This is a genomic window from Pseudomonas sp. 32_A, from assembly GCF_017490905.1.
Taxonomy (GTDB): domain Bacteria; phylum Pseudomonadota; class Gammaproteobacteria; order Pseudomonadales; family Pseudomonadaceae; genus Aquipseudomonas; species Aquipseudomonas inefficax.
In genome coordinates this window covers 1-23660 of sequence record NZ_JAFGYI010000003.1, presented here as the reverse complement: position 1 = coordinate 23660, position 23660 = coordinate 1, and the positions used below count along the sequence as shown (strand labels likewise).

Genomic DNA, 23660 nt, shown 5'->3' with positions numbered 1-23660 from the left:
CGATTACCGCTATTGGAGAACTGGATGTCTCGTTCGCTGCCGGCTGCGCTGCTTGTGCTGTTTCTGGGGCTTTGGCTTGCTGCCAGTTATGGCGTGCGCTACGGGCTGATGGAGGACGGGCAGTGGGTGGGGCTGTGCACGGCCCCGGCGGCGTACTGGCAATGCGAGGTGCGGTCGTTGCTGGGGTTGGGCATTCATCACCAGGTGATGGCCTGGGGCGGGCTGGGGCTGGCGCTTCTGGCGCAGGTGGTTGCCGGCCGCGGAGGCTGGTGGCTGGCGGTGGTGGCGTTGGTCTTCGCGGTGCCGGCGCTGGTGCTGTATACCGCCAGCATTGCCGTGTTCGCGCTGGTGCTGGCGGGGTTGCGGCTGGTGAGGCAAACCACAGGGTAAGCTGGCACGCACTCACTCTTTGTGGGAGCGGGCATGCCCGCGAAGAATCCAGCCCGGCAATCAAGCCGGGCGCAGCCGCAAGCTCCGCCACAAGGCCGCGGTCATCAGCACACTCACCCCGGCCCACCCCCAGGCCTGTTGGTTCTCCAACCCCTCAACAAACAATTGCGGCGCCACCCCGGCACCGACGATGAACGCCAGCAACGCCACCTCCGCCCGCCGCGCCCGCACCGGCCACAGTGCAAACACCAGCGCCGGCAACGCCAACGCCGCGCTCGGGAAGCTGCGATAGCGTGGGTCGAACACCATCGCCAGCATGCTCACCGCTGCGGCAATACCCGCCGCCAGCAACAGCCAGCCGGCCCGCGCCCGCAGCCAGGCGTACAGGCGCTCGCGCCAGCCCGTGCGCCGCGCCAGGGCCAGCACGGCATGGGCCAGCACCAGCAGGTTCAGCCCGGCCAGCAACACCGCCCACAGCCACTCCCCGGCAAAGCGCGCATGGGTACGCATCAGCTCGCCCCAAAGCCCCAGGCAGCCTGCCCCAAACGCCGCCAACAACGGCAGCAGCATGGTAGCCGTCGGGGTGGCGGGGCGCCCGGCAAGCATCAGCATCAATACCATCAGCACGGCACTGGCCAGCAACCACTGCGGCCAGTAGGGCAGGTTGCTCACCGGCCCTTCGAGCACGCCCTTGTCCTGCCGGTCGGCATCGTACAGCCCCCAGTAACCACCGACCGCCCCCTCATTGGCGCGTTTCCATGGCTGGTCGAACGCCTCGATCAGGTTGTAGTGCCAGCCGTTGCTTTCGGCCATGGCCACGAACCCGCGAATGAAGCGCGCCTCGTTGACCCGGCTGGGCTGCGCGGTCTCGCGCTGGCGGCCTTCGCTGGGCCAGCCGGTTTCGCCGATCAGGATGTCCTTGGGCGCGAAGCGCGTGCCAAACACCCGGCGCACATCGGCGACATGGGCCAAGGCTTCGTCGATGCCACGCGGGTCGTCTTCCCAGTAAGGCAGCAGGTGGATAGTCAGAAAGTCCACCGCCGGCGCCACCTGCGGGTGTTGCAACCAGAACTCCCACACATCGGCGTAGGTCACCGGCACCTTGACCTGGCTTTTCACCCGGGCGATCAGCGTGGCCAGGTGTGCGCCGGTCACCTCCTTGCGCAGCAGCGTCTCGTTGCCGACGATCACCGCGCTGACCACATCGGGGTTGGCGTTGGCGGCGGCGATCAGCAGCTCGATTTCTTTTTCTGTGTCGGCCGGGTGGGCGTTGACCCAGGCGCCCAGCATCACCTTCAGGCCATGCTTGCGCGCCAGTGCCGGGATTGCCTCAAGACCGGTCTGGGAATAGGTACGGATGCACTGGAAACGCTCAGCCAGCAACGCCAGGTCGGCATCCATGCGGGCCGGGCGCAGACGGAACGGCTGGTCATAGGGCGACTGGTCCTTGTCGAACGGGGTGTACGAAGCGCATTGCAGCTTGTGCGTCGGGCTGGCCGCGTCCGGTAGTTGCACCGGCTTGCCAAGCCCGTACCAGAGCCCTCCGAGCCCGAGCAGGGCGAGCAGGCAGGCAAGCAGGTACAACGGCAGCAGCAGGCGGGTAGAACTGGGCATCGGGCGGTCCATCGTCAGGCGCAAAAGGGTAGATAGTAGCCCGGCGCCAAACCTTTGGCATGCAAGGATCGCGCAGGTCGCCGCAGGCCGATGGCGCTAATGGCATAGTGCTGTCGCATATGGCGCGCATACAGGTCGCAGCTGGAGCAGGTCGACTATTGTTGCAGGACGATGATGCAAATTCCGAGACCTGACGAGGGGATGCTTTGATGGCTGCTAATACAAGAATGCGACGTTTCCTGGGTGTGGGCACTGCCATGGTACTGGCCATGGGGGCGGCACAGGCGATGGCCAAAGAAGTAAGCATTGGTTACGTGGATGGTTGGGCTGACAGCGTGGCTACCACCAACGTGGCCGCCGAAGTGATCAAGCAGAAGCTCGGCTACGACGTGAAGTTGCAGGCCGTGGCCACCGGGATCATGTGGCAGGGCGTGGCAACCGGCAAGCTGGATGCCATGTTGTCGGCCTGGTTGCCGGTGACCCATGGCGAGTACTGGGCCAAGAACAAGGACAACGTGGTCGACTACGGCCCGAACTTCAAGGACGCCAAGATTGGCCTGATCGTCCCCGAGTACGTCAAGGCGGTGAGCATCGCCGACCTCAAGACCGACGACACCTTCAAGCAGAAGATTGTCGGCATCGATGCCGGCTCCGGGGTGATGCTGAAAACCGAGCAGGCCATCAAGGACTACGACCTGACCGGTTACAAGCTGCAGGCCAGCTCCGGTGCGGCGATGACGGCGGAACTGGGCCGAGCCTATAACAAGCAGCAGTCGATTGCGGTGACCGGCTGGGTACCGCACTGGATGTTCGCCAAGTGGAAACTGAAGTTCCTCGAAGACCCGAAAGGCGTATATGGCGCCGCGGAAACCGTGAACAGCATCGGCAGCAAGGAACTGGCGACCAAGGCCCCGGAAGTGGCGGAGTTCCTGAAGAAATTCAACTGGCAGTCGAAGGACGAGATTGGCGAAGTGATGCTGGCTATCCAGGAAGGCGCCAAGCCTGAAGCGGCGGCCAAGGACTGGGTGGCCAAGCACCCTGATCGCGTGAAGGAGTGGACTGGCAAGTAACAACCCGTCAGGGCCAGTTTTGCTGTTTCGCGGGTGAACCCGCTCCCACAGGGATTTGCGCAGTCTTCGGGCTTGCGCAAATCCCCTGTGGGAGCGGGTTCACCCGCGAAAGGGCCATAACTTTGTTACGCAACTGGTAAAACACCGTTGCATCTAAGACTAAGGTCGTCTGGTTGGCGTTCCATAGCCGCATAAAGTAAGGGTCGTGGGTTCCACCCCTATCTGTGCTGCTAGGACAAAAACAATGAACGACAGCATTTACCTCTCGATACAAAACAGCCCCCGCTTCAAGGAGCTGGTTACCAAACGCGAACGGTTCGCCTGGATTCTATCGGCGATCATGCTCGGCCTGTATTGCGCCTTCATCCTTCTGATCGCCTACGGTCCTCAGATACTGGGCACCAAGCTCAGCCCTGAGTCATCGATTACCTGGGGCATTCCCCTGGGCGTCGGCCTGATCATCTCGGCATTCGTCCTGACCGCCATCTACGTGCGCCGCGCCAACGGCGAATTCGATGAGCTGAACAAGGCCATCCTGAAGGAGGCGCAACAATGATTCGCCACGCCAAAACCTTGGCCGTACTGGCCTGCGGAGCCTTCGCACCCGCCGTGTGGGCCGCCGATGCCCTGACCGGCGAGGTGCAGAAGCAACCGCTGAACGTTTCTGCGATCGCCATGTTCGTGGCCTTCGTCGCCTTCACCCTCGGCATCACCTACTGGGCCTCCAAGCGCAACAAGTCGGCGTCTGACTACTACGCCGCCGGTGGCAAGATCACCGGCTTCCAGAACGGCCTGGCGATTGCCGGCGACTACATGTCGGCGGCCTCGTTCCTGGGTATTTCCGCACTGGTGTTCACCTCCGGCTACGACGGCCTGATCTACTCGATCGGCTTCCTGGTCGGCTGGCCGATCATCCTCTTCCTGATCGCCGAACGCCTGCGCAACCTGGGCAAGTACACCTTCGCCGACGTGGCCTCGTACCGCCTCGGGCAGAAGGAAATCCGCACCCTGTCGGCCTCCGGTTCGCTGGTGGTTGTGGCCTTCTACCTGATCGCGCAGATGGTCGGTGCCGGCAAGCTGATCGAGCTGCTGTTCGGCCTGGACTACCACGTGGCGGTGATCCTGGTGGGTATCCTGATGTGCCTGTACGTGCTGTTCGGCGGCATGCTGGCCACTACCTGGGTACAGATCATCAAGGCCGTGCTGCTGCTGTCCGGTGCCAGCTTCATGGCGCTGATGGTGATGAAGCACGTGGGCTTCGACTTCAACACCCTGTTCTCCGAAGCGATCAAGGTGCACGCCAAGGGCGAGGCGATCATGAGCCCGGGTGGCCTGGTCAAGGACCCGATCTCCGCGTTCTCGCTGGGCCTGGCGCTGATGTTCGGTACCGCCGGCCTGCCGCACATCCTGATGCGCTTCTTCACCGTCAGTGACGCCAAGGAAGCGCGCAAGAGCGTGCTGTACGCCACCGGCTTCATCGGCTACTTCTACATCCTCACCTTCATCATCGGCTTTGGCGCCATCCTGCTGGTCAGCACCAACCCGGACTTCAAGGACGCCGCTGGTGCCCTGCTGGGTGGTAACAACATGGCAGCGGTGCACCTGGCCAACGCGGTGGGTGGCAGCGTGTTCCTCGGCTTCATCTCGGCTGTTGCCTTCGCCACCATCCTGGCAGTGGTCGCCGGCCTGACCCTGGCCGGTGCTTCGGCAGTGTCCCACGACCTGTATGCCAGCGTATGGCGCAAGGGCAAGGCCAACGACAAGGACGAGATCCGCGTATCGAAGATCACCACCGTCGCCCTGGGCGTACTGGCGATCGGCCTGGGCATCCTGTTCGAGAAGCAGAACATCGCCTTCATGGTCGGCCTGGCGTTCTCCATTGCGGCAAGCTGCAACTTCCCGGTACTGCTGCTCTCGATGTACTGGAAGAAGCTGACCACCCGCGGCGCCATGATCGGCGGCTGGTTGGGCCTGGTGAGCGCGGTGACGCTGATGGTTCTCGGCCCTACCATCTGGGTACAGATCCTCGGCCACGAGAAGCCGATCTACCCGTACGAGTATCCGGCACTGTTCTCCATGGCCATTGCCTTCGTCAGCATCTGGTTCTTCTCGGTCACCGACAAGTCCAAGGCTGCCGAAGACGAACGTGCGCTGTTCTTCCCGCAGTTCGTGCGTTCGCAGACTGGCCTGGGTGCTTCGGGTGCTGTTTCGCACTGATCCTTCAGGCAATAAAAAAACCGCGCTTCGGCGCGGTTTTTTTGTGTTTTTGCCGCTAGATCATGCCTAGTAGCAACAACACCAGCAGAATTACCAGCACCACGCCGATGATGCCGGACGGGCCATAGCCCCAGCTGCGCGAGTGCGGGAAGACCGGTAAGCCACCAATCAGCAGAAGGATCAGGATGATGATGAGAATCGTGGTCATGACGGAGTCCTTGCGTGGTTGAGGGTCAAGGGCCTCGGACTGCTGGCCTCTTGTAAATAAGGACTGCCGGAGTTTGTGAAAGATTCCATTTGTGTAGCGCCGTGCCGGCCTCTTCGCGGGTAAACCCGCTCCCACAAGAACAGCGCAACCTTCAGGCCTGTGGTGATCTTGTGGGAGCGGGTTTACCCGCGAAGAGGCCGGCACAGGCCAACCACGCAGTCATGCCCGTCCATTCACTACCCTGATGAACCCTGCCAGCCCCCCAAGCCTTGATTAGACTCGCTGCACAACCCATCAGAACAAGGCCAGCCACCATGCAAAACCGCATCATGATCACCGGCGCCGGGTCCGGCCTCGGTCGCGAGATCGCCCTGCGCTGGGCACGTGAGGGTTGGCGCCTGGCGCTGGCCGATGTCAACGAAGCCGGCCTGCGCGAAACCCTGGAGCTGGCCCGCGCAGCCGGTGGCGAGGGCTTTGTCCAGCGTTGCGACGTGCGCGACTACAGCCAGCTCACCGCCCTGGCGCAGGCCTGCACCGAGCAGTTCGGTGGCATCGACGTGATCGTCAACAATGCTGGCGTCGCCTCGGGCGGCTTCTTTGCCGAGCTGTCGCTTGAAGACTGGGACTGGCAGATCGCGGTCAACCTGATGGGCGTGGTCAAGGGCTGCAAGGCCTTCCTGCCGCTGCTGGAGCGCAGCAAGGGGCGAATCATCAACATCGCCTCGATGGCCGCGCTGATGCAGGGCCCGGGCATGAGCAACTACAACGTGGCCAAGGCCGGCGTGCTGGCCCTGTCGGAAAGCCTGCTGGTCGAGCTACGCCAACTGGAGGTGGCGGTGCACGTGGTGTGCCCGTCGTTCTTCCAGACCAACCTGCTGGACTCTTTCCGTGGGCCGAACCCGGCGATGAAAGCCCAGGTTGGCAAACTGCTTGAAGGCTCGCCAATCAATGCGGCGGACATCGCCGAGCACATCCACCACCAGGTCGCGGCTGGCGAGTTCCTGATCCTGCCCCATGAGGCTGGGCGCCAGGCCTGGCAACTGAAGCGTCAGGCCCCTGAGCGGCTGTATGACGAAATGGCCGAAATGGCGGTAAAAATGCGGGCCAAGGCCCAGTCGCGATGATTCGTCTGTAAGTAAAGTTACCTGGAAATGTAGGGTCTTTCTGAATCGCGGCAGAACTATTGAGTAGCCGTATGCCATCAGGGCAGGCTCCGGTTTTCCCTCACGCTGGAGGATTGGAGCATGCTGGTAATAGGGCGCGAAGTAGGAGAGATCATCGTGATTGGCGATGACATTCGGATCATGGTCGTGGAGACGCGGGACGGGGTGGTGCGCTTTGGCGTGGATGCACCACGGCAGGTGCCGGTGCATCGGGCCGAGGTGTACAAGCGCATCAAGGAGGGGCAGAAAGATAAAGCCCGTGGAATCTGATGTTGCCTGTGCCGGCCTCTTCGCGGGCTCGCCCGCTCCCACAGGGGCCGCGCAAGGATCAGGCCTGCGGTATTCCTGTGGGAGCCCGGCTTGCCGGCGATGAGGCCAGACCTGCTATTCGAGCAACTCCCGGGGCACGTCATGCTTGGCCAGCAACTGGCACTGCTGGCTTTCGAGATCGAACAGGATGAACGCCTGGCCCTTGGCCAGTGCCTGGCGCACCCGCAGCACACGGGTTTCCAGCGGGGTGTCGTCGCCGTTGTCGGTACCGTCGCGGGTGACGAAGTCCTCGATCAGGCGGGTCAGGGTTTCGGCTTGCAGTTGGTCGTAGGGGATCAGCATGGTGGGCGTTGCCTAGGGTGTCGGTGGGGGCATGCTACGCGAAACATTCGGGATTTTGGGGCCGCGTTGCGGCCCCCAGGGCCTCAGCCCTTGTTGCCAACCAGGCTATCCACCGCCGGCACCCGCGTATCGCTCTCCATCTGCGCATCATGCTCCAGCTGGTGGCTGAAGCGCTCCAACGACGCATTGGCCGGCTGCGAATCACTGGCAAACACCGGTGGGCTCAGCAGGTATGCCGACAACAACCGGCTTAATGCCGCCAGGCTGTCGATGTGTGTTCGCTCGTAGCCATGGGTGGCATCGCAACCAAAGGCCACCAGCGCGGTACGAATATCGTGCCCCGCCGTCACTGCCGAATGGGCATCGCTGAAGTAGTAGCGGAACAGATCGCGCCGCACCGGCAGGTCGTGGTCGCCGGCCAGTTTCAGCAGGTGCCGGGACAGGTGGTAGTCGTAAGGCCCCGACGAGTCCTGCATGGCCACGCTCACAGCATGCTCGCTGGAAGCCTGCCCGGGCGCCACCGGGGCAATGTCGATGCCGACGAACTCGCTGACATCCCAGGGCAAGGCACCAGCCGCCCCCGAGCCGGTCTCTTCGGTGATGGTGAACAGTGGGTGGCAGTCGATCAACGGTTGGCGGCCGCTTTCCACCACGGCTTTCAGCGCCGCCAGCAGCGCTGCCACACCTGCCTTGTCGTCCAGGTGGCGGGCGCTGATGTGGCCGCTTTCGGTGAATTCGGGCAACGGGTCGAAGGCAACGAAATCACCAATGCTCACACCCAGCGCCTCGCAGTCGGCGCGGGTGGCGCAGTAGGCGTCCAGGCGTACCTCGACGTGCTCCCAGCTGATCGGCATCTGGTCGATGGCGGTGTTGAAGGCATGCCCGCTGGCCATCAGCGGCAGCACGCTACCCCGGTATACGCCAGTGTCGGTGAACACGCTTACCCGGCTGCCTTCGGCGAAGCGGCTGGACCAACAACCGACCGGCGCCAGGGCCAGGCGGCCATTGTCCTGCAACTGGCGCACGCTGGCGCCAATGGTGTCCAGGTGGGCGGACACGGCGCGGTCGGGTGAGGTCTGCCGGCCCTTGAGGGTGGCGCGGATGGTGCCGCGGCGGGTCAGCTCGAAGGGAATGCCCAGCTCGTCCAGGCGTTCGGCCACGTAGCGCACGATGGTGTCGGTGAAACCGGTGGGGCTGGGGATGGCGAGCATCTCCAGCAGTACGCGCTTGAGGTAGTCGAGATCGGGTTCGGGATGTCGGTCGGACATGGTTGGGGGACTCCTTTACTCCTATGCCGGCTTCTTCGCGGGTAAACCCGCTCCCACAGGTCCACCACAGCCCTCGATACTTGTGGGGTCTCTGTGGGAGCGGGTTTACCCGCGAAGAGGCCAGCAGCGGTTATGCCAAAGGCCGGCTATGCGGAAACAGCAGGTCGATAAAACGCTCGGCGGTCGGCTGCGGTTCATGGTTGGCCAACCCGGCACGCTCGTTGGCCTCGATGATCACGTACTCCGGTTGCCCGGCATCACGCACCATGAAGTCCAGCCCCACCACCGGGATCTCCAGCGCCCGTGCAGCGCGCACGGCGGCGTCGGCCAGCACCGGGTGCAGGCGCTCGGTCACGTCCTCCAGAGTGCCGCCGGTATGCAGGTTGGCGGTGCGCCGCACGGCCAGGCGCTGGCCGGCGGGCAACACATCCTCATAACCAAAGCCCGCCGCGCGCAGGGTGCGCTCGGTTTCGTCGTCCAGCGGAATGCGGCTTTCGCCACCGGTTGCCGCCTGGCGACGACGGCTTTGGGCATCGATCAGCTGGCGGATACTGTGCTTGCCATCGCCCAGCACCTGCGCCGGGTGACGAATGGCTGCCGCGACCACTTCGTAGCCGATTACCACGATGCGCAGGTCATGCCCGGCATGGAAGCTTTCCAGCAACACGCGGCTGTCGAACTGGCGGGCATGCGCCACGGCGCGGGTAATGTCGTCGATGCAGGTGAGGTTCACCGCCACGCCCTGGCCTTGCTCACCATCGACCGGCTTGACCACCACCGCGCCATGCTCGTCGAGAAACGCCAGGTTGTCGTCGGCATTGCCGGCCAGCTGCTGCGCCGGCACCAGCAGCCCGGCGTTGTGCAGGGCATGCTGGGTCAGGCGCTTGTCCTGGCACAGGGTCATGGTCACGGCGCTGGTCAGGTCGCTGAGCGACTCACGGCAGCGAATGCGGCGCCCGCCCAGGCTGAGGGTGAAAAGGCCGCCGGCGGCATCGTCCACCTGTACCTCGATGCCTCGGCGCAGCGCTTCGTCGACGATGATGCGTGCATACGGGTTGAGGTCGGCTTGAGGCCCAGGCCCCAGGAACAATTGTTCGTTGATGCCGTTCTTGCGCTTGACCGCGAAGGTCGGCAGGTTGCGAAAACCCAGCTTCTGGTACAGGCGCTTGGCCTGGCGGTTATCGTGCAGCACCGACAGGTCCAGGTAGGCCAGGCCACGGCTCATGAAGTGTTCGATCAGGTGGCGCACCAGCACTTCACCCACGCCGGGACGGGTGCATTGCGGGTCTACCGCCAGGCACCACAGGCTGCTGCCGTGTTCGGGGTCGTCGAATGCCTTGGCGTGGTTCAGGCCCATGACGCTGCCGATCACCGCGCCGGTGTCTTCGTCCTCGGCCAGCCAGTACACCGGGCCGCCCAGGTGCAGAGGCGTGAGCAGCTCGGCGTCGACCGGCAGCATGCCGCGCGCCTGGTACAGGGTGTTGATTGCCTGCCAGTCGCCCGGGTTCTGCGCCCGGCGCACGCGGAAGCCGCGGAACACCCGCTGCGCCGGGCGGTAGTCGGTGAACCACAGGCGCAGGGTGTCGGAGGGGTCGAGGAACAGTTGCTGCGGGGCCTGGGCCAGCAGCTGCTGCGGCGCGGCCACGTACAGGGCGATATCGCGCTCGCCGGGGCGCTCTTCCAGCAGGTCGGCGGCCAGGTCGGCCGGGTTGGGGTAGGTGTGGCCGATCAGCAACCGGCCCCAGCCGCAATGCACGGCGCGTGGCTGGTCGTGGGGCTGGCTGCCATCGCCGGCCAGGCGCGCCTGCAGGCGCTCGTAGGACGGCGCCTGGCCGCGCAGCAGGCGCTGACCGTAAGCGATTTCGTGGGCTTTCATCGGTCAGATTCCTTGTTCGCTCAGCCACAGGTTCAGTGCCGCCAGCTGCCACAGCTTGGAACCACGTAGCGGCGTCAGCTGGCCGTGCGGGTTGCTCAGCAGGCGGTCGAGCATGGCCGGGTTGAACAGCCCGCGGTCCTGGCTGGGGTCGGTCAGCAGCTCACGTACCCAGCCGAGGGTGGCGCCTTCCAGGTGCTTCAGGCCCGGCACCGGGAAGTAGCCCTTCTTGCGGTCGATCACCTCGTGCGGGATCACCCGCCGCGCCGCCTGCTTGAGCACCTGCTTGCCGCCGTCGGGCAGCTTGAAGCGTGCCGGAATGCGCGCCGACAGCTCCACCAGCCGGTAGTCGAGGAATGGCGTGCGCGCCTCCAGGCCCCAGGCCATGGTCATGTTGTCGACCCGTTTGACCGGGTCGTCGACCAGCATTACCGTGCTGTCCAGGCGCAGCGCCTTGTCTACCGCATCGGGGGCACCGGGGCGGGCGAAATGTTCACGGACGAAGTCGCCGGCCGCGTCGCTTTCCAGCAGCCAAGGTGCCTGCACGGTGTCGCGGTACTCGGCGTGGCTGCGATCGAAGAAGGCATCGCGGTAGGCGGCAAAGGCATCTTCGGCGCCGTTTACCTGCGGGTACCAGTGGTAGCCGGCGAACAGCTCGTCGGCGCCCTGGCCGCTTTGCACGCCCTTGCAGTGCTTGGCCACTTCCCGCGACAGCAGGTAGAAGGCGATGCAGTCGTGGCTGACCATCGGCTCGCTCATGGCGCGGAAGGCCGCTGGCAACTGCTCGATGATCTCGTGCTCGGCGATGCGCAGCTGGTGGTGACGGGTGCCGTAGTGCCTGGCGATCAGGTCGGAGTACTGGAACTCGTCGCCGCGTTCGCCGCCGGCATCCTCGAAACCGATGGAGAAGGTCGACAGGTCGTCCACGCCCACTTCGCGCAGCAGGCCGACCAGCAGGCTGGAATCGACCCCGCCAGACAGCAGCACACCCACGTCCACCGCTGCCCGTTGGCGAATGGCCACGGCGTCGCGGGTGGCGTCGAGCACGCGGGTGGTCCAGCCTTCCAGGTCCAGTTCCCGTTCGTCGGGGTTGGCGCCGTAGTGCAGCTGCCACCAGGTCTGGCGTTCCACTTCGCCATGGCGGTCGATGCGCATCCAGGTACCGGGTTCCAGCTTTTGCACGTTGGCCAGCAGGGTGCGTGGTGCCGGCACCACGGCGTGGAAATTCAGGTAGTGGTTGAGTGCCACGGGGTCGAGCATCGGGTCGATGTCACCACCCTTGAGCAGCGCTGGCAGGGTCGAGGCGAAGCGCAGGCGCTCGCCGTTGCGCGACAGGTACAAGGGTTTGACGCCCAGGCGGTCGCGGGCGAGGAACAGGCGCTGGTTGTCGCGCTCCCAGATGGCCAGGGCGAACATGCCATTGAGCTTGGGCAGCAAGGCCGCGCCCCAGGCGTGGTAACCCTTGAGCAGCACCTCGGTGTCGCCGTCGGACCAGAAGCTGTAGCCCAGGGCTTGCAGCTCCTGGCGCAGTTCGGGGAAGTTGTAGATGGCGCCGTTGAAAGCCAGCGACAGGCCCAGGGTGTTGTCGACCATCGGCTGGGCAGAGCCGTCGGACAGGTCCATGATTTTCAGGCGCCGGTGGCCGAGGGCGATCGGGCCTTGGCTATGGAAGCCCCAGGCATCCGGGCCGCGGGGCGCCAGGTGATGGGTTATGCGCTCTACCGCAGCCAGGTCGGCTGGGCGAGGGGCTTGGTCGATGGGGGTGAAACGCAACTCTCCTGCTAATCCGCACATAGGTCCTTACCGGTTTTTCCGTTGGGGAGGGGGTGCCCCGGATTAGGGCACCTTAAGGAACTGACCCATGTGCTTTGCGAGAGTTTTAGACCGATCTGTTATATGGGGTGGGGCCGGCAGGTGCCTGTCTTGGGTATTGTGGTGTTGCGGACATCGAGCGCCGCCCGCGCGGCGCTTCGCGGGACAAGCCCGCTCCCACATTTGTTGCAACGTGCCGAACCTGTCAGGCCATGGTTGTCAGTCTTGTTGCCTTGACGCGATTTCCCGGCTGGCGCTACCGCCGCCTTGCCAGTCTCAAACTCTCCACCAAAGCGGGCAACGCCTCTCTCACAGGCATGGCCACGTTGCAACAAATGTGGGAGCGGGCTTGTCCCGCGAAGCGCCGCGCGGGCGGCGCTCGGTCTCAAGCCACAACAAATCCAACGCCATGCCCCCGGCCCGATCACTTGCCTCGAATCAACCTGCGCAAGGCAAACCGGTTCGGATGACAGGCCTCCGCCACCGCCCGTGGCACCGGCAGCGGCTCCCCGCACACCCACGCCGCCACCAGCTCGCCACTCAATGGCGCGGTGATCAACCCGCGCGAGCCATGCCCACTGTTCACATACAACCCATCCAGCCAGGGGCAGGCCACATCCGGCACCTGCCGCGCATCCCGGCCCAGCACTGCATAGGCCTGGGCGAACGCCTGCGCATCCGCCATCGGCCCGACGATCGGCAGGTAGTCCGGGCTGGTGCAACGGAACGCCGCACGCCCCTGCAATTGCCCGGGGTCCAGCTCGGCGGTGCCCAGGCGCCGGGCCAGGTCGAGCGAAATCTCGTCCAGCAATGCCAGGTTGCCCTGGTGCTCGGCCACTGTCGGCGCAAGGTCTGTGGCGTGGAAGTCGAAGCTCGCCCCCAAGGTATGTTCATCCCCACGCGGCGGCGCCACATAGCCTTCCGCACACACCACGGTGCGCAGCGCGCGGCTGCTGGCGGTGGCCGGCAGGCGGGTGATCTGCCCGCGGATGCGCTTGAGCGGCAGCTGCGCGCATGGCTCGAAGCGCAGTACGTCGGCGGCGCCGGCCAGCACCACCACCCGCGCGCTGGCCAGCAGCTGTTCGCCAGCCCAGGCTTGCCACTGCCCGTCTACCTTGCGCAGCTCGAGCACTTCCTGGTGCGTCAGCAGGTTGATACCCGGGTGCTGCAACTGCTGCTGGCACAGCGCTGGTGGGTGTACCCAGCCACCTTCGGGATAGAACAGCCCACCAGCCGGCAAGGCCACCCCGGCGATGGCTTCGGCCTCAGCACGTTCCAGCGAGTGCAGAAGACCGGGTTCGAAGGCGCCAGCCAGTTTGCCCTGGCGTTCGGCTTCCTTGCTGTCGAAGGCCAGTTGCAGCACGCCGCAGGCATCCCAGTCGCGGCCACGTTGCAGGCGCTGCAGCTGGCGCCGGGTGTAGCCGAAACCGGCCAGGATCATCTGCGACAGCGCCGTGCCGTGGGCAGACAGCTTCAGGTACAGCACCCCTTGCGGGTTACCCGAAGCTTCCTGAGCCGGGGTGTGGTGACGTTCCAGCACGGTAACCTGCCAGCCACGCCGGGCCAGGCTGGCGGCGGTTGTGCTGCCGGCGAGCCCGGCGCCAATCACCAGTGCTTCACGCGGCCCCGCTGCGGCAGCAGGGCGCGCGTACCATGGCGCGCCGGGGCTGGGCACAGGGCCGACGTAGGCGCCGCTCATCACTTCCCATTTCTTGCCGATGCCCGGCACCTTCTTCATGGCGAAGCCGGCGTCGACCAGGCTGCGGCGTACCCAGCCGGTGGTGGTGAAGGTGCCTAGCACCGTGCCCGGGTGTGACAGCCGTGCAAGCTGCGCGAACAGCTCCGGGGTCCACATGTCGGGGTTCTTGGCCGGGGCGAAGCCGTCGAGGAACCACACGTCGATCTGCGCATCGAGTTGCGGCAACTGTTCCAGTGCGTCGCCTATCAGCAGGGTGAGGGTGACCCTGCCGTTGTCGAAGGTGAACTGCTGGAAGCCCGGGTGCACTGCCACGTACTGCTCCAGCAGGGGCTGGCTGTAGGCCGCCAGTTCCGGCCACAGGCGCATGGCGCGGGCCATGTCGTCGCGACCGAGGGGGTACTTTTCGACGCTGACGAAGTGCAGGCGGGCCTCGGCGTGGGCGTGTTGCTCGAACAGTTGCCAGGCGCAGTAGAAGTTCATGCCGGTGCCGAACCCGGTTTCGCCGATCACCAGGCAGGCGTGCGGGGCGAGGTTGGCAAGGCGCTCGGCCAGGCGGGTTTGCCCAAGAAACACGTGCTTGGTTTCTTCGATGCCTTCGTTGACCGCGAAATAGACGTCGTCGTATTGCCGCGAATGGGGGCGGCCCTGGTCGTCCCAGTCGATCTGGGCGTGCTGGAGGAGGGTGGACATGGTTGGCTCGGTTGCAGCGGATGGGCGGATTTTATGCCATCCGGGAGGTTTGCGCAGGCTGTGCCGGCCGCTTCGCGGGCACGCCCGCTCCCACAGGTACTGCACAAGCCTTCAAATCCGCTAGTCTTGCTTATCCATTGAAGGAGCCAGTGCATGTTCGAATCCGCAGAAATCGGCCACAGCATCGACAAGGAGGCTTACGACGCCGAGGTACCCGCTTTGCGCGAGGCCCTGCTCGAAGCCCAGTACGAACTCAAGCAGCAGGCGCGCTTCCCGGTGATCGTGCTGATCAACGGCATCGAGGGCGCCGGCAAGGGCGAGACGGTCAAGCTGCTTAACGAGTGGATGGACCCGCGCATGATCGATGTGCTCACCTTCGACCAGCAGACCGACGAAGAGCTGGCCCGCCCGCCGGCGTGGCGCTACTGGCGGGCCCTGCCACCGAAGGGGCGGATGGGCGTGTTCTTCGGCAACTGGTACAGCCAGATGCTGCAGGGGCGGGTGCATGGGGTGTTCAAGGATGCCGTGCTCGACCAGGCCATCACCGGCGCCGAACGGCTGGAGGAGATGCTGTGCGATGAAGGTGCGCTGATCATCAAGTTCTGGTTCCACCTGTCCAAGAAGCAGATGAAGGCGCGGCTGAAGTCGCTCAAGGACGACCCGCTGCACAGTTGGAAGATCAGCCCGCTGGACTGGCAGCAGTCGGAAACCTACGACCGTTTCGTGCGCTTTGGTGAGCGAGTGCTGCGCCGCACCAGCCGCGACTACGCGCCGTGGCATGTCATCGAGGGCGTCGACCCGAACTACCGCAGCCTGGCGGTAGGGCGCATCCTGCTGGAAAGCCTGCTGGCAGCACTGGATAACAGCCCCAAGGGCAAACACCGGGGCAACGTCGCCCCGCTGGGCCGCAGCATCGACCAGCTCAGCCTGCTTGGCGCGCTGGACATGACCTTGCGCCTGGACAAGTCCGACTACCAGGAGCAACTGGTCACCGAGCAAGCCCGCCTGGCCGGCCTGCTGCGCGACAAGCGCATGCGTCGGCATGCCCTGGTGGCGGTGTTCGAAGGCAATGACGCTGCCGGCAAGGGCGGTGCCATCCGCCGCGTGGCCGCCGCGCTGGACCCCCGCCAGTACCGTATCGTGCCGATTGCCGCACCCACGGAAGAAGAACGCGCGCAGCCATACCTGTGGCGGTTCTGGCGGCACATTCCGGCGCGTGGCAAGTTCACCATCTTCGACCGTTCCTGGTATGGACGGGTGCTGGTGGAGCGGGTGGAAGGTTTCTGCAGCCCGGCCGACTGGATGCGCGCCTACAGCGAGATCAACGATTTCGAGGAACAGCTGGTGAACGCCGGCACGGTGGTGGTCAAGTTCTGGCTGGCGATCGACCAGCAGACCCAGCTGGAGCGTTTCGAAGAGCGCGAGCAGATTCCGTTCAAGCGCTACAAGATCACCGAGGATGACTGGCGCAACCGCGACAAGTGGGACGACTATGTCCAGGCGGTGGGTGACATGGTCGACCGCACCAGCACCGAGATTGCGCCGTGGACGCTGGTGGAGGCCAACGACAAGCGCTGGGCGCGGGTGAAGGTGTTGCGCACCATCAACCAGGCGCTTGAGGCGGCGTTTGCCAAGGACAAGAAATAATCGAAGTTCCTGGTTGCCTGTGCCGGCCTCTTCGCGGGTAAACCCGCTCCCACAGGATTCACATGCACTCTGAATCTTGTGGGGTCCCTGTGGGAGCGGGTTTACCCGCGAAGAGGCCAGAACAGCCAACCCACCCACCAAGCCATGCCCCAGAAGAATGACCTGATGAATTCTTTTCTCGGCACTCTCCACCGTCCCCGCCCTCCAAGCCCGTAGAATTCAACCACCCCCACCACGGGCTTGATCGAGGATTTTATGCACACCATTACCGGCCGCTGGGGCTATGGCCTGTTCCTGGCACTTCTGACTGCGCTGCTCTGGGGCATCCTGCCGATCAAGCTCAAGCAGGTGCTGCAAGTGGTCGACCCGGTCACCGTCACGTGGTACCGCCTGCTGGTCTCCGGCGGGCTGCTGTTTGCCTGGCTGGCCGCCAAGCGCAGGTTGCCTTCCTTCGGCAAACTGGCGCCCAGGGGCAAGGGCCTGGTGGCTGTGGCCGTGCTCGGCCTGATGGGCAACTACGTGCTGTACCTGATCGGCCTGAACCTGCTTAGCCCGGGCACCGCGCAACTGGTCGTGCAGATCGGCCCGGTGCTGTTGCTGGTGGCCAGCGTGTTCGTGTTCCGCGAGCGTTTCAGCCTGGGGCAGGGCGTGGGCCTGCTGATCCTGCTGGCGGGGTTCGGGCTGTTTTTCAACCAGCGTCTGGAAGAGCTGCTGACCTCGCTCGGCACCTATACCACCGGCGTGCTGACCATTCTGCTGGCCACCAGCATCTGGGTGTTTTATGCGCTCAGCCAGAAGCAGCTGCTGACCGTGTGGAATTCGCAGCAGGTAATGATGGTGATCTACCTCAGCTGCGCCGCGCTGCTGACGCCCTGGGTGCACCCGTTGGAGGCGTTGCAGCTGAGCCCGGTGCAAGGTTGGCTGTTGCTGGCCTGTTGCCTGAATACCCTGGTGGCCTACGGCGCGTTCGCCGAGGCGCTGGCGCACTGGGAAGCATCGCGGGTGAGTGCCACGCTGGCGCTGACCCCGCTGGTGACCTTCGTCGCGGTGGCGCTGGCGGCATTGGTGTGGCCTGAGTATGTGCAGGCCGAGGACATCAATGCGCTGGGCTATGTGGGGGCGGTAACCGTGGTGCTGGGCTCGGCGGTGGTGGCGCTGGGGCCTTCGCTGGTGGCCGGGTGGCGGGCGCGCAGGGCGCGGCTGGCCCAGGTTCATTGATCGCCTGTACCGGCCTCTTCGCGGGTGAACCCGCTCCCACAGGGATCCCACAATATTCAGCCTGGTGGTAATCCTGTGGGAGCGGGTTCACCCGCGAAAGGGCCGGTAAAGGCAGTGCACGACTCAGCTCTTGCCACCCGGCGCCAGCATGTTCTCCGGCCTCACCCACTGGTCGAACTGCTCATTGGTCAGGTACTTCAACTCCAGTGCCGCCTCGCGCAAGGTCTTGCCTTCGCCATAGGCCTTCTTGGCAATTTCCGCCGCCTTGTCATAGCCAATATGCGGGTTCAGCGCCGTTACCAGCATCAGCCCCCGCTCCAGGTGCGCCGCCATCTGCTCGGCATCCGGCTCGATGCCCGCCACGCAGTGCTGCTGGAAGTTGCGGCAGCCGTCAGCCAGCAATTCGATCGACTGCAGCAGGTTGTGGATGATCACCGGCTTGAACACGTTCAGCTGCAAATGCCCCTGGCTGGCGGCAAAGCCGATTGCCGCGTCGTTGCCCAGCACCTGGCAGGCCAGCATCGACAGCGCTTCGCACTGGGTCGGGTTGACCTTGCCGGGCATGATCGAGCTACCCGGCTCGTTGGCCGGCAGGCGTACCTCGGCCAGCCCGGCGCGCGGGCCGGAACCCAGCAGGCGCAGGTCGTTGGCGATTTTCATCAGGGCCACGGCCAGGGTCTTCAGCGCGCCGGCCAGGCTGGTCAGGGGCTCGTGGCCGGCAAGGGCAGCGAACTTGTTCGGCGCAGTGACGAATGGCAGGCCGGACAGCGCCGCCAGTTCGGCGGCGATGGCTTCGGCAAAACCATGCGGGGCGTTGAGCCCGGTACCCACGGCAGTGCCGCCCTGGGCCAGTTCGCATACCGCCGGCAGGGTGGCGCGGATGGCGCGCTGGGCATAGTCGAGCTGGGCGACGAAGGCCGACACTTCCTGGCCGAAGGTGATCGGCGTGGCGTCCATCATGTGCGTGCGGCCGGTCTTCACCAGCGTGTGGTGGCGTGCCGACAGCTCGGCCAGCCCCGAGGAAAGCTCTGCGATGGCCGGCAGCAACTTGTCGTGCACCGCATGCGCCGCAGCGATGTGCATGGCGGTAGGGAAGCAGTCGTTGGAACTCTGCGAGCGGTTGACGTGGTCGTTGGGGTGCACTGGCGCCTTGCCGCCACGGCCCTTGCCGGCCAATTCGTTGGCCCGGCCGGCGATCACTTCGTTGACGTTCATGTTGCTCTGGGTGCCGCTGCCGGTCTGCCAGACCACCAGCGGGAACTGGTCGTCATGCTGGCCGTCCAGCACTTCGTCGGCGGCCTGTTCGATCAGCCGGGCGATGTCGGCTGGCAAGTCACCGTTACGGTCGTTGACGCGTGCCGCGGCCTTCTTGATCAGCGCCAGGGCGTGCAGCACCGCGATGGGCATGCGTTCCTTGCCAATGGCGAAGTTGATCAGCGAACGCTGGGTCTGCGCACCCCAGTAGGCGTCCTCAGGAACTTCGACCGGGCCCAGGCTGTCTGTCTCGATACGGCTCATTCTGTACTCACTCCTGTGTAGTTCGAAATCGCAGTTTAGGCCCTGATTCGACCGAGCGGTTCCATCGCTCGTCGTGCCACTTGAGCACATGGCCACCACGGCGCAGAATGCTCTACTCTGAGGTACCCGCCTCCCTCTCTTCCGAAGGAAATGCAATGACCCGTCTCCGTGTCCTTTGTGCCGCCGTTGCCCTGGCTTGCGCCAGCGGCCAGGTACTCGCTGCCACCGCCAGCCACAACGCTGCTGCCGAGAAATTCCTGACCCTGGCCAACGCCGACAAGCTGGGCACCCCGGTGTACATGCAGGTCCAGCAGATGTTCGCCCAGCGTTTCGCCCAGACCAAGGCCCCGGCCGCCAAGCAGCCGGTGCTGGAAAGCTACCAGGCCAAGGCCAACGCCGCGCTGGACAACGCCATCGGTTGGAACAAGCTGAAGCCGAAGATGGTCGACCTGTACACCCAGACCTTCACCGAGCAGGAGCTCAAGGACCTGGTCAAGTTCTACGAATCGCCGCTGGGCAAGAAAGTGCTGCGCGAAATGCCCAAGGTCACCCAGCAGTCGGCCCAGCTGACCCAGCAGAGCCTGGAGCCAGCGGTACCGGTGGTGAACAAGCTGCTGGACGACATGACCAAGGAACTGGACCCGAACGCTGGCAAGGCCGCTGCCCCGGCAAAGAAGTGAGTACGCCGCGATGACCATGCAACAGCGTATCGAACAGCAGCTGGCTGCCCTGGCGCCGCAACACCTGCAAGTGCTCAACGAAAGCCACATGCACAGTCGTGGTCAGGAGACCCACTACAAGGCAGTGATCGTCAGCGAGCAGTTTGCCGGGTTGAACAGCGTCAAGCGCCACCAGAAGGTGTACGCCACCATGGGTGAGCTGATGGGCGAGATCCATGCCCTGGCCATCCACACCTACACCGCCGAAGAGTGGGCCAAGGTCGGCGTTGCACCGGCCTCGCCTGTGTGCGCGGGCGGCGGGCACTGAAACCTTGCTGTTGTTCTGGTAGAATCCTGCAAGATCCGGGGGCCGCTTTGCGGCCCTTTCGCGACACAAGGCCGCTCCTACAGGGGACCGCAACAGCCATCGGGTTGTGCATTCCCTTGTAGGAGCGGCCTTGTGTCGCGAAAGGGGCGCAAAGCGCCCCCAAGCTTTTTCTACACCTGTCAAACCCGGTCCGCCCCTTACGAGGGCAACCACCTGGAGAACCTGCTTCATGTCCCAACCCATCGTCGTCGCGGCGCTGTACAAGTTCGTCACCCTGGAAGACTACGTCGAGCTGCGCGAACCGCTGCTCAAGGCCATGCTCGACAACAACGTCAAAGGCACCCTGCTGCTGGCCCACGAGGGCATCAACGGCACCGTGTCGGCCACCCGCGAAGGCATCGACGGCCTGCTGGCCTGGCTGCGCAACGACCCGCGCCTGGCCGATGTCGACCACAAGGAATCGTACTGCGACGAACAGCCGTTCTACCGCACCAAGGTCAAGCTCAAGAAAGAGATCGTCACCCTCGGCGTGCCGGGCGTGGACCCGAACCAGGCGGTCGGTACCTACGTCGAGCCCAAGGACTGGAACGCGCTGATCAGCGACCCGGAAGTGCTGCTGATCGACACCCGCAACGACTACGAAGTGGCCATCGGCACCTTCAAGGGCGCCATCGACCCGAAGACCGAAACCTTCCGCGAGTTCCCCGACTACATCAAGGCCAACTTCGACCCGAGCAAGCACAAGAAGGTTGCCATGTTCTGCACCGGCGGCATTCGTTGCGAAAAAGCCTCCAGCTACATGCTCGGTGAAGGCTTCGAGGCGGTCTATCATCTTAAGGGCGGCATCCTGAAGTACTTCGAGGAAGTGCCTCAGGAAGAAAGCCTGTGGGACGGCGACTGCTTCGTCTTCGACAACCGCGTCACGGTGCGCCATGACCTGAGCGAAGGCGAGTACGACCAGTGCCACGCCTGCCGCCACCCGATCAATGCAGAGGAGCGCGCGTCCGAGCACTATTCGCCAGGGGTCAGCTGCCCGCATTGCTGGGACAGCCTGAGCGAGAAGACCCGGCGCAGCGCCATCGACCGGCAGAAGCAGATCGAGCTGGCCAAGGCCCGCAACCTGCCGCACCCGATCGGTTACAACTACAAAGCCGAGGCTTGATGCATGTCTGCACGCCTGATCTATGTGATGGACCCGATGTGCTCCTGGTGCTGGGGTTTCGCACCCGTGGCCGCGGCCCTGATCGCCCAGGCGCGTGATGCAGGCGTGCCTACCCACCTGGTGCCGGGCGGGCTGCGTACCGGCGGCAGCGCCCTGGACAGCTCTACCCGCAAGTACATCCTCGAACACTGGCAGGCAGTGGCCGATGCCACCGGCCAGCCGTTCCGCTTCGAGGGGGCCATGCCCGACGGCTTCGTCTACGACACCGAGCCGGCCTGCCGTGCCCTGGTCACTGCCCGCGAACTGGACACCGAGCGCGTCTGGCCGCTGCTGGCGCTGATCCAGCGTTCGTTCTACGAACAGGGCGTGGACGTGACCGTTGCGCCGCATCTGGTCGACCTGGCCGAACAGGCAGGCTTCGACCGTGCCGTGTTCGCCGAGGCTTTCGCCCGTGCCGACACCCGCGCTGCCACTGCAGCCGATTTCAGCTGGGCCCAGGACCTGGGCATCGCCGGTTTCCCGACCCTGCTGGCCGAACGCAATGGCCAGCTGGCCCTGCTGACCAACGGCTACCAGCCGCTGGAGCGCCTGCAACCCTTGCTCGGCCGCTGGCTGCAGCAGGCCGCCTGTGCTTGATGTGCCTGGGTCACCCGACCCGGTGCCGGGCAAGCCTCACACTGCGGCCGATCGACTGAGCTGGGCGGAAATCCGCCGCCTGGCCCTGCATCACAAGAAAAACCTCTGGTCCGCCAACCTGATCGCCGTATTGGCGGCCTGCTGCAGCGTGCCCATCCCGCTGCTGCTGCCGCTGCTGGTGGACGAAGTACTGCTGGGCCATGGCGATGCCGCGTTGAAGTGGATGAACCACCTGCTGCCGTCCAGCTGGCAGGTGGCGGCGGGCTATATCGGCCTGATGTTGCTGCTGACCCTGTGCCTGCGCCTGGCCGCGCTGGCGTTCAACGTGATCCAGGCCAAGCTGTTCGCCGGCCTGGCCAAGGACATCGTCTACCGCCTGCGCATTCGCCTGATCGAGCGGCTCAAGCGCATTTCGCTGAAGGAATACGAAAGCCTGGGCAGCGGCACGGTGACCACCCATCTGGTCACCGACCTGGACACCCTCGACAAGTTCGTCGGCGAAACCCTGAGCCGCTTCCTGGTGGCCATGCTGACCCTGACCGGCACGGCGGCCATCCTGGTCTGGATGCACTGGCAGCTGGCCTTGCTGATATTGCTGTTCAACCCGCTGGTGATCTACTTCACCGTGCAGTTGGGCAAGCGCGTCAAGCACCTGAAAAAGCTCGAGAACGACAGCACCGCGCGGTTTACCCAAGCGCTGGCGGAAACCCTCGATGCCATTCAGGAAATCCGCGCCGGCAACCGCCAGGGCTACTTCCTCGGCCGCCTTGGCCTGCGCGCCCGCGAAGTGCGCGACTACGCCGTGGACTCGCAGTGGAAAAGCGATGCCAGCGGCCGCGCCAGTGGCCTGCTGTTCCAGTTCGGCATCGATATCTTCCGCGCCGCGGCCATGCTCACCGTGCTGTTCTCCGACCTTTCGATCGGGCAGATGCTGGCGGTGTTCAGCTACCTGTGGTTCATGATCGGCCCGGTGGAGCAACTGCTCAACCTGCAATATGCCTACTACGCCGCCGGTGGTGCGCTGAGCCGCCTGAACGAGCTGCTGGCACGCGCCGACGAGCCGCAGTACCCGGCTGCCAGCGACCCGTTCGCCGGCCGCGATACGGTGGGCATCGAAGTGCGCGACCTGCGCTTTGCCTATGCCGACGAGCCGGTGCTCGAACACCTCGACCTGTCCATCGCCCCGGGCGAGAAAGTGGCGATCGTCGGCGCCAGCGGTGGTGGCAAGAGCACGCTGGTGCAACTGTTGCTGGGCCTCTATAGCGCCCAGGCCGGCACCATTCGCTTTGGCGGTGCCAGCCTGCAGGAAATCGGCCTGGAGACCCTGCGCGAAAACGTTGCGGTTGTGTTGCAGCACCCCTCGTTGTTCAACGACACCGTGCGCGCCAACCTGACCATGGGCCGTGACTGCAGCGACGAGGCCTGCTGGCAGGCGCTGCGTATCGCCCAGCTGGATGCCACCATCGCCGCCTTGCCGCAGGGTCTGGATAGTGTGGTGGGGCGCTCCGGCGTGCGCTTGTCCGGTGGCCAGCGCCAGCGCCTGGCCATTGCCCGCATGGTGCTGGCCGAACCCAAGGTGGTGATCCTCGACGAAGCCACCTCGGCGCTGGATGCTGCCACCGAATACAACCTGCACCAGGCCCTGGCGCGCTTCCTCAGTGGCCGCACCACACTGATCATCGCCCACCGCCTGTCGGCGGTGAAGCAGGCCGACCGGGTGCTGGTGTTCGACGGCGGGCACGTGGCCGAGGATGGCGACCATCAGCAGCTGATTGCCGAGGGTGGGTTGTATGCCAAGTTGTATGGGCACCTGCAGCAGAGCTGAATTTTTGGCAGCCTGTGCGGGCCCTATCGCCGGCAAGCCAGCTCCCACAGG

General features: G+C 64.8%; 21 protein-coding genes. 13 read left to right on the top strand and 8 right to left on the bottom strand.

Annotated elements, in window-relative coordinates; genetic code table 11:
- Positions 1 to 24: 24 nt before the first annotated feature.
- Positions 25 to 390: a hypothetical protein gene (locus J5M58_RS02660; RefSeq protein ID WP_207877082.1), complete on the top strand. Its 366-nt coding sequence runs from the start codon at positions 25 to 27 to the stop codon at positions 388 to 390.
- A gap of 60 nt (positions 391 to 450) precedes the next feature.
- Here the strand turns inward: J5M58_RS02660 and J5M58_RS02655 are convergent, their stop codons facing one another.
- A complete protein-coding gene (locus J5M58_RS02655; RefSeq protein WP_207877080.1) occupies positions 451 to 2016 on the bottom strand; it encodes a beta (1-6) glucans synthase in 1566 nt (521 codons plus the stop codon).
- Positions 2017 to 2213: 197 nt separating this feature from the next.
- Between J5M58_RS02655 and J5M58_RS02650 the strand changes: the two genes are divergently transcribed.
- The 3 genes from J5M58_RS02650 to J5M58_RS02640 all read left to right on the top strand — a co-directional run bounded on the left by J5M58_RS02650 (position 2214) and on the right by J5M58_RS02640 (position 5291).
- Positions 2214 to 3074, top strand: a complete 861-nt coding sequence (locus J5M58_RS02650; protein ID WP_112249330.1) for a glycine betaine ABC transporter substrate-binding protein — start codon at positions 2214 to 2216, stop codon at positions 3072 to 3074.
- A gap of 244 nt (positions 3075 to 3318) precedes the next feature.
- A complete protein-coding gene (locus tag J5M58_RS02645; protein ID WP_112249329.1) occupies positions 3319 to 3630 on the top strand; it encodes a DUF485 domain-containing protein in 312 nt (103 codons plus the stop codon).
- A complete protein-coding gene (locus tag J5M58_RS02640; protein WP_112249328.1) occupies positions 3627 to 5291 on the top strand; it encodes a cation acetate symporter in 1665 nt (554 codons plus the stop codon). The genes J5M58_RS02645 and J5M58_RS02640 overlap by 4 nt, the downstream gene beginning before the upstream one ends.
- 55 nt (positions 5292 to 5346) lie before the next feature.
- Here the strand turns inward: J5M58_RS02640 and J5M58_RS02635 are convergent, their stop codons facing one another.
- Positions 5347 to 5499, bottom strand: coding sequence for a DUF3309 family protein (locus tag J5M58_RS02635; protein WP_003252624.1), 153 nt, complete (start codon positions 5497 to 5499; stop codon positions 5347 to 5349).
- Positions 5500 to 5813: 314 nt separating this feature from the next.
- Between J5M58_RS02635 and J5M58_RS02630 the strand changes: the two genes are divergently transcribed.
- Positions 5814 to 6623 (top strand): SDR family oxidoreductase, encoded by an 810-nt coding sequence (locus tag J5M58_RS02630; protein ID WP_112249327.1) that lies wholly within the window; start codon positions 5814 to 5816, stop codon positions 6621 to 6623.
- Between the two features lie 120 nt (positions 6624 to 6743).
- On the top strand, positions 6744 to 6932 hold the full coding sequence (gene csrA / locus J5M58_RS02625) for a carbon storage regulator CsrA (RefSeq protein ID WP_085589970.1): 189 nt from the start codon (positions 6744 to 6746) through the stop codon (positions 6930 to 6932).
- Between the two features lie 114 nt (positions 6933 to 7046).
- On the opposite strand, the gene J5M58_RS02620 is transcribed toward csrA, so the two are convergent.
- The 5 genes from J5M58_RS02620 to mnmC all read right to left on the bottom strand — a co-directional run bounded on the left by J5M58_RS02620 (position 7047) and on the right by mnmC (position 14616).
- A complete protein-coding gene (locus J5M58_RS02620) occupies positions 7047 to 7274 on the bottom strand; it encodes a YheU family protein (protein ID WP_004575803.1) in 228 nt (75 codons plus the stop codon).
- 83 nt (positions 7275 to 7357) lie between these two features.
- Positions 7358 to 8542 carry an osmoprotectant NAGGN system M42 family peptidase gene (locus J5M58_RS02615; RefSeq protein WP_025338084.1) on the bottom strand — a complete coding sequence of 395 codons (1185 nt, stop codon included), beginning with the start codon at positions 8540 to 8542 and terminating at the stop codon, positions 7358 to 7360.
- A gap of 130 nt (positions 8543 to 8672) precedes the next feature.
- The gene (gene ngg, locus J5M58_RS02610) at positions 8673 to 10418 is read right to left on the bottom strand and encodes an N-acetylglutaminylglutamine synthetase (RefSeq protein ID WP_207877078.1); all 1746 of its coding nucleotides are present in this window, start codon (positions 10416 to 10418) and stop codon (positions 8673 to 8675) included.
- A gap of 3 nt (positions 10419 to 10421) precedes the next feature.
- The gene (locus tag J5M58_RS02605) at positions 10422 to 12209 is read right to left on the bottom strand and encodes an N-acetylglutaminylglutamine amidotransferase (RefSeq protein WP_112249325.1); all 1788 of its coding nucleotides are present in this window, start codon (positions 12207 to 12209) and stop codon (positions 10422 to 10424) included.
- Between the two features lie 442 nt (positions 12210 to 12651).
- Positions 12652 to 14616 (bottom strand): bifunctional tRNA (5-methylaminomethyl-2-thiouridine)(34)-methyltransferase MnmD/FAD-dependent 5-carboxymethylaminomethyl-2-thiouridine(34) oxidoreductase MnmC, encoded by a 1965-nt coding sequence (gene mnmC / locus J5M58_RS02600; RefSeq protein WP_207877076.1) that lies wholly within the window; start codon positions 14614 to 14616, stop codon positions 12652 to 12654.
- Positions 14617 to 14769: 153 nt separating this feature from the next.
- Here mnmC and pap point away from each other — a divergent pair, with 153 nt between their 5' ends.
- Positions 14770 to 16263: a polyphosphate:AMP phosphotransferase gene (pap, locus tag J5M58_RS02595; protein WP_207877073.1), complete on the top strand. Its 1494-nt coding sequence runs from the start codon at positions 14770 to 14772 to the stop codon at positions 16261 to 16263.
- Positions 16264 to 16518: 255 nt separating this feature from the next.
- Positions 16519 to 17481 carry a DMT family transporter gene (locus tag J5M58_RS02590; protein ID WP_112249322.1) on the top strand — a complete coding sequence of 321 codons (963 nt, stop codon included), beginning with the start codon at positions 16519 to 16521 and terminating at the stop codon, positions 17479 to 17481.
- 123 nt (positions 17482 to 17604) lie between these two features.
- Here J5M58_RS02590 and J5M58_RS02585 read toward each other — a convergent pair whose 3' ends face one another.
- On the bottom strand, positions 17605 to 18999 hold the full coding sequence (locus J5M58_RS02585; protein ID WP_112249321.1) for a class II fumarate hydratase: 1395 nt from the start codon (positions 18997 to 18999) through the stop codon (positions 17605 to 17607).
- Positions 19000 to 19154: 155 nt separating this feature from the next.
- On the opposite strand from J5M58_RS02585, the gene J5M58_RS02580 reads away from it, so the two are divergent.
- The 5 genes from J5M58_RS02580 to J5M58_RS02560 all read left to right on the top strand — a co-directional run bounded on the left by J5M58_RS02580 (position 19155) and on the right by J5M58_RS02560 (position 23609).
- Positions 19155 to 19679, top strand: coding sequence for a DUF2059 domain-containing protein (locus J5M58_RS02580; RefSeq protein ID WP_087501528.1), 525 nt, complete (start codon positions 19155 to 19157; stop codon positions 19677 to 19679).
- Positions 19680 to 19689: 10 nt separating this feature from the next.
- Positions 19690 to 19986, top strand: coding sequence for a BolA family transcriptional regulator (locus tag J5M58_RS02575; protein ID WP_003252644.1), 297 nt, complete (start codon positions 19690 to 19692; stop codon positions 19984 to 19986).
- Positions 19987 to 20215: 229 nt separating this feature from the next.
- Entirely contained in the window at positions 20216 to 21148 is a 933-nt protein-coding gene (locus J5M58_RS02570) for a rhodanese-related sulfurtransferase (RefSeq protein ID WP_112249320.1), read from the top strand.
- A gap of 3 nt (positions 21149 to 21151) precedes the next feature.
- Positions 21152 to 21784: a DsbA family protein gene (locus J5M58_RS02565; RefSeq protein WP_112249319.1), complete on the top strand. Its 633-nt coding sequence runs from the start codon at positions 21152 to 21154 to the stop codon at positions 21782 to 21784.
- A complete protein-coding gene (locus tag J5M58_RS02560) occupies positions 21777 to 23609 on the top strand; it encodes an ABC transporter ATP-binding protein (RefSeq protein WP_112249318.1) in 1833 nt (610 codons plus the stop codon). Before J5M58_RS02565 ends, J5M58_RS02560 begins: the two co-directional genes overlap by 8 nt.
- The last annotated feature ends 51 nt before the right edge of the window (positions 23610 to 23660 follow it).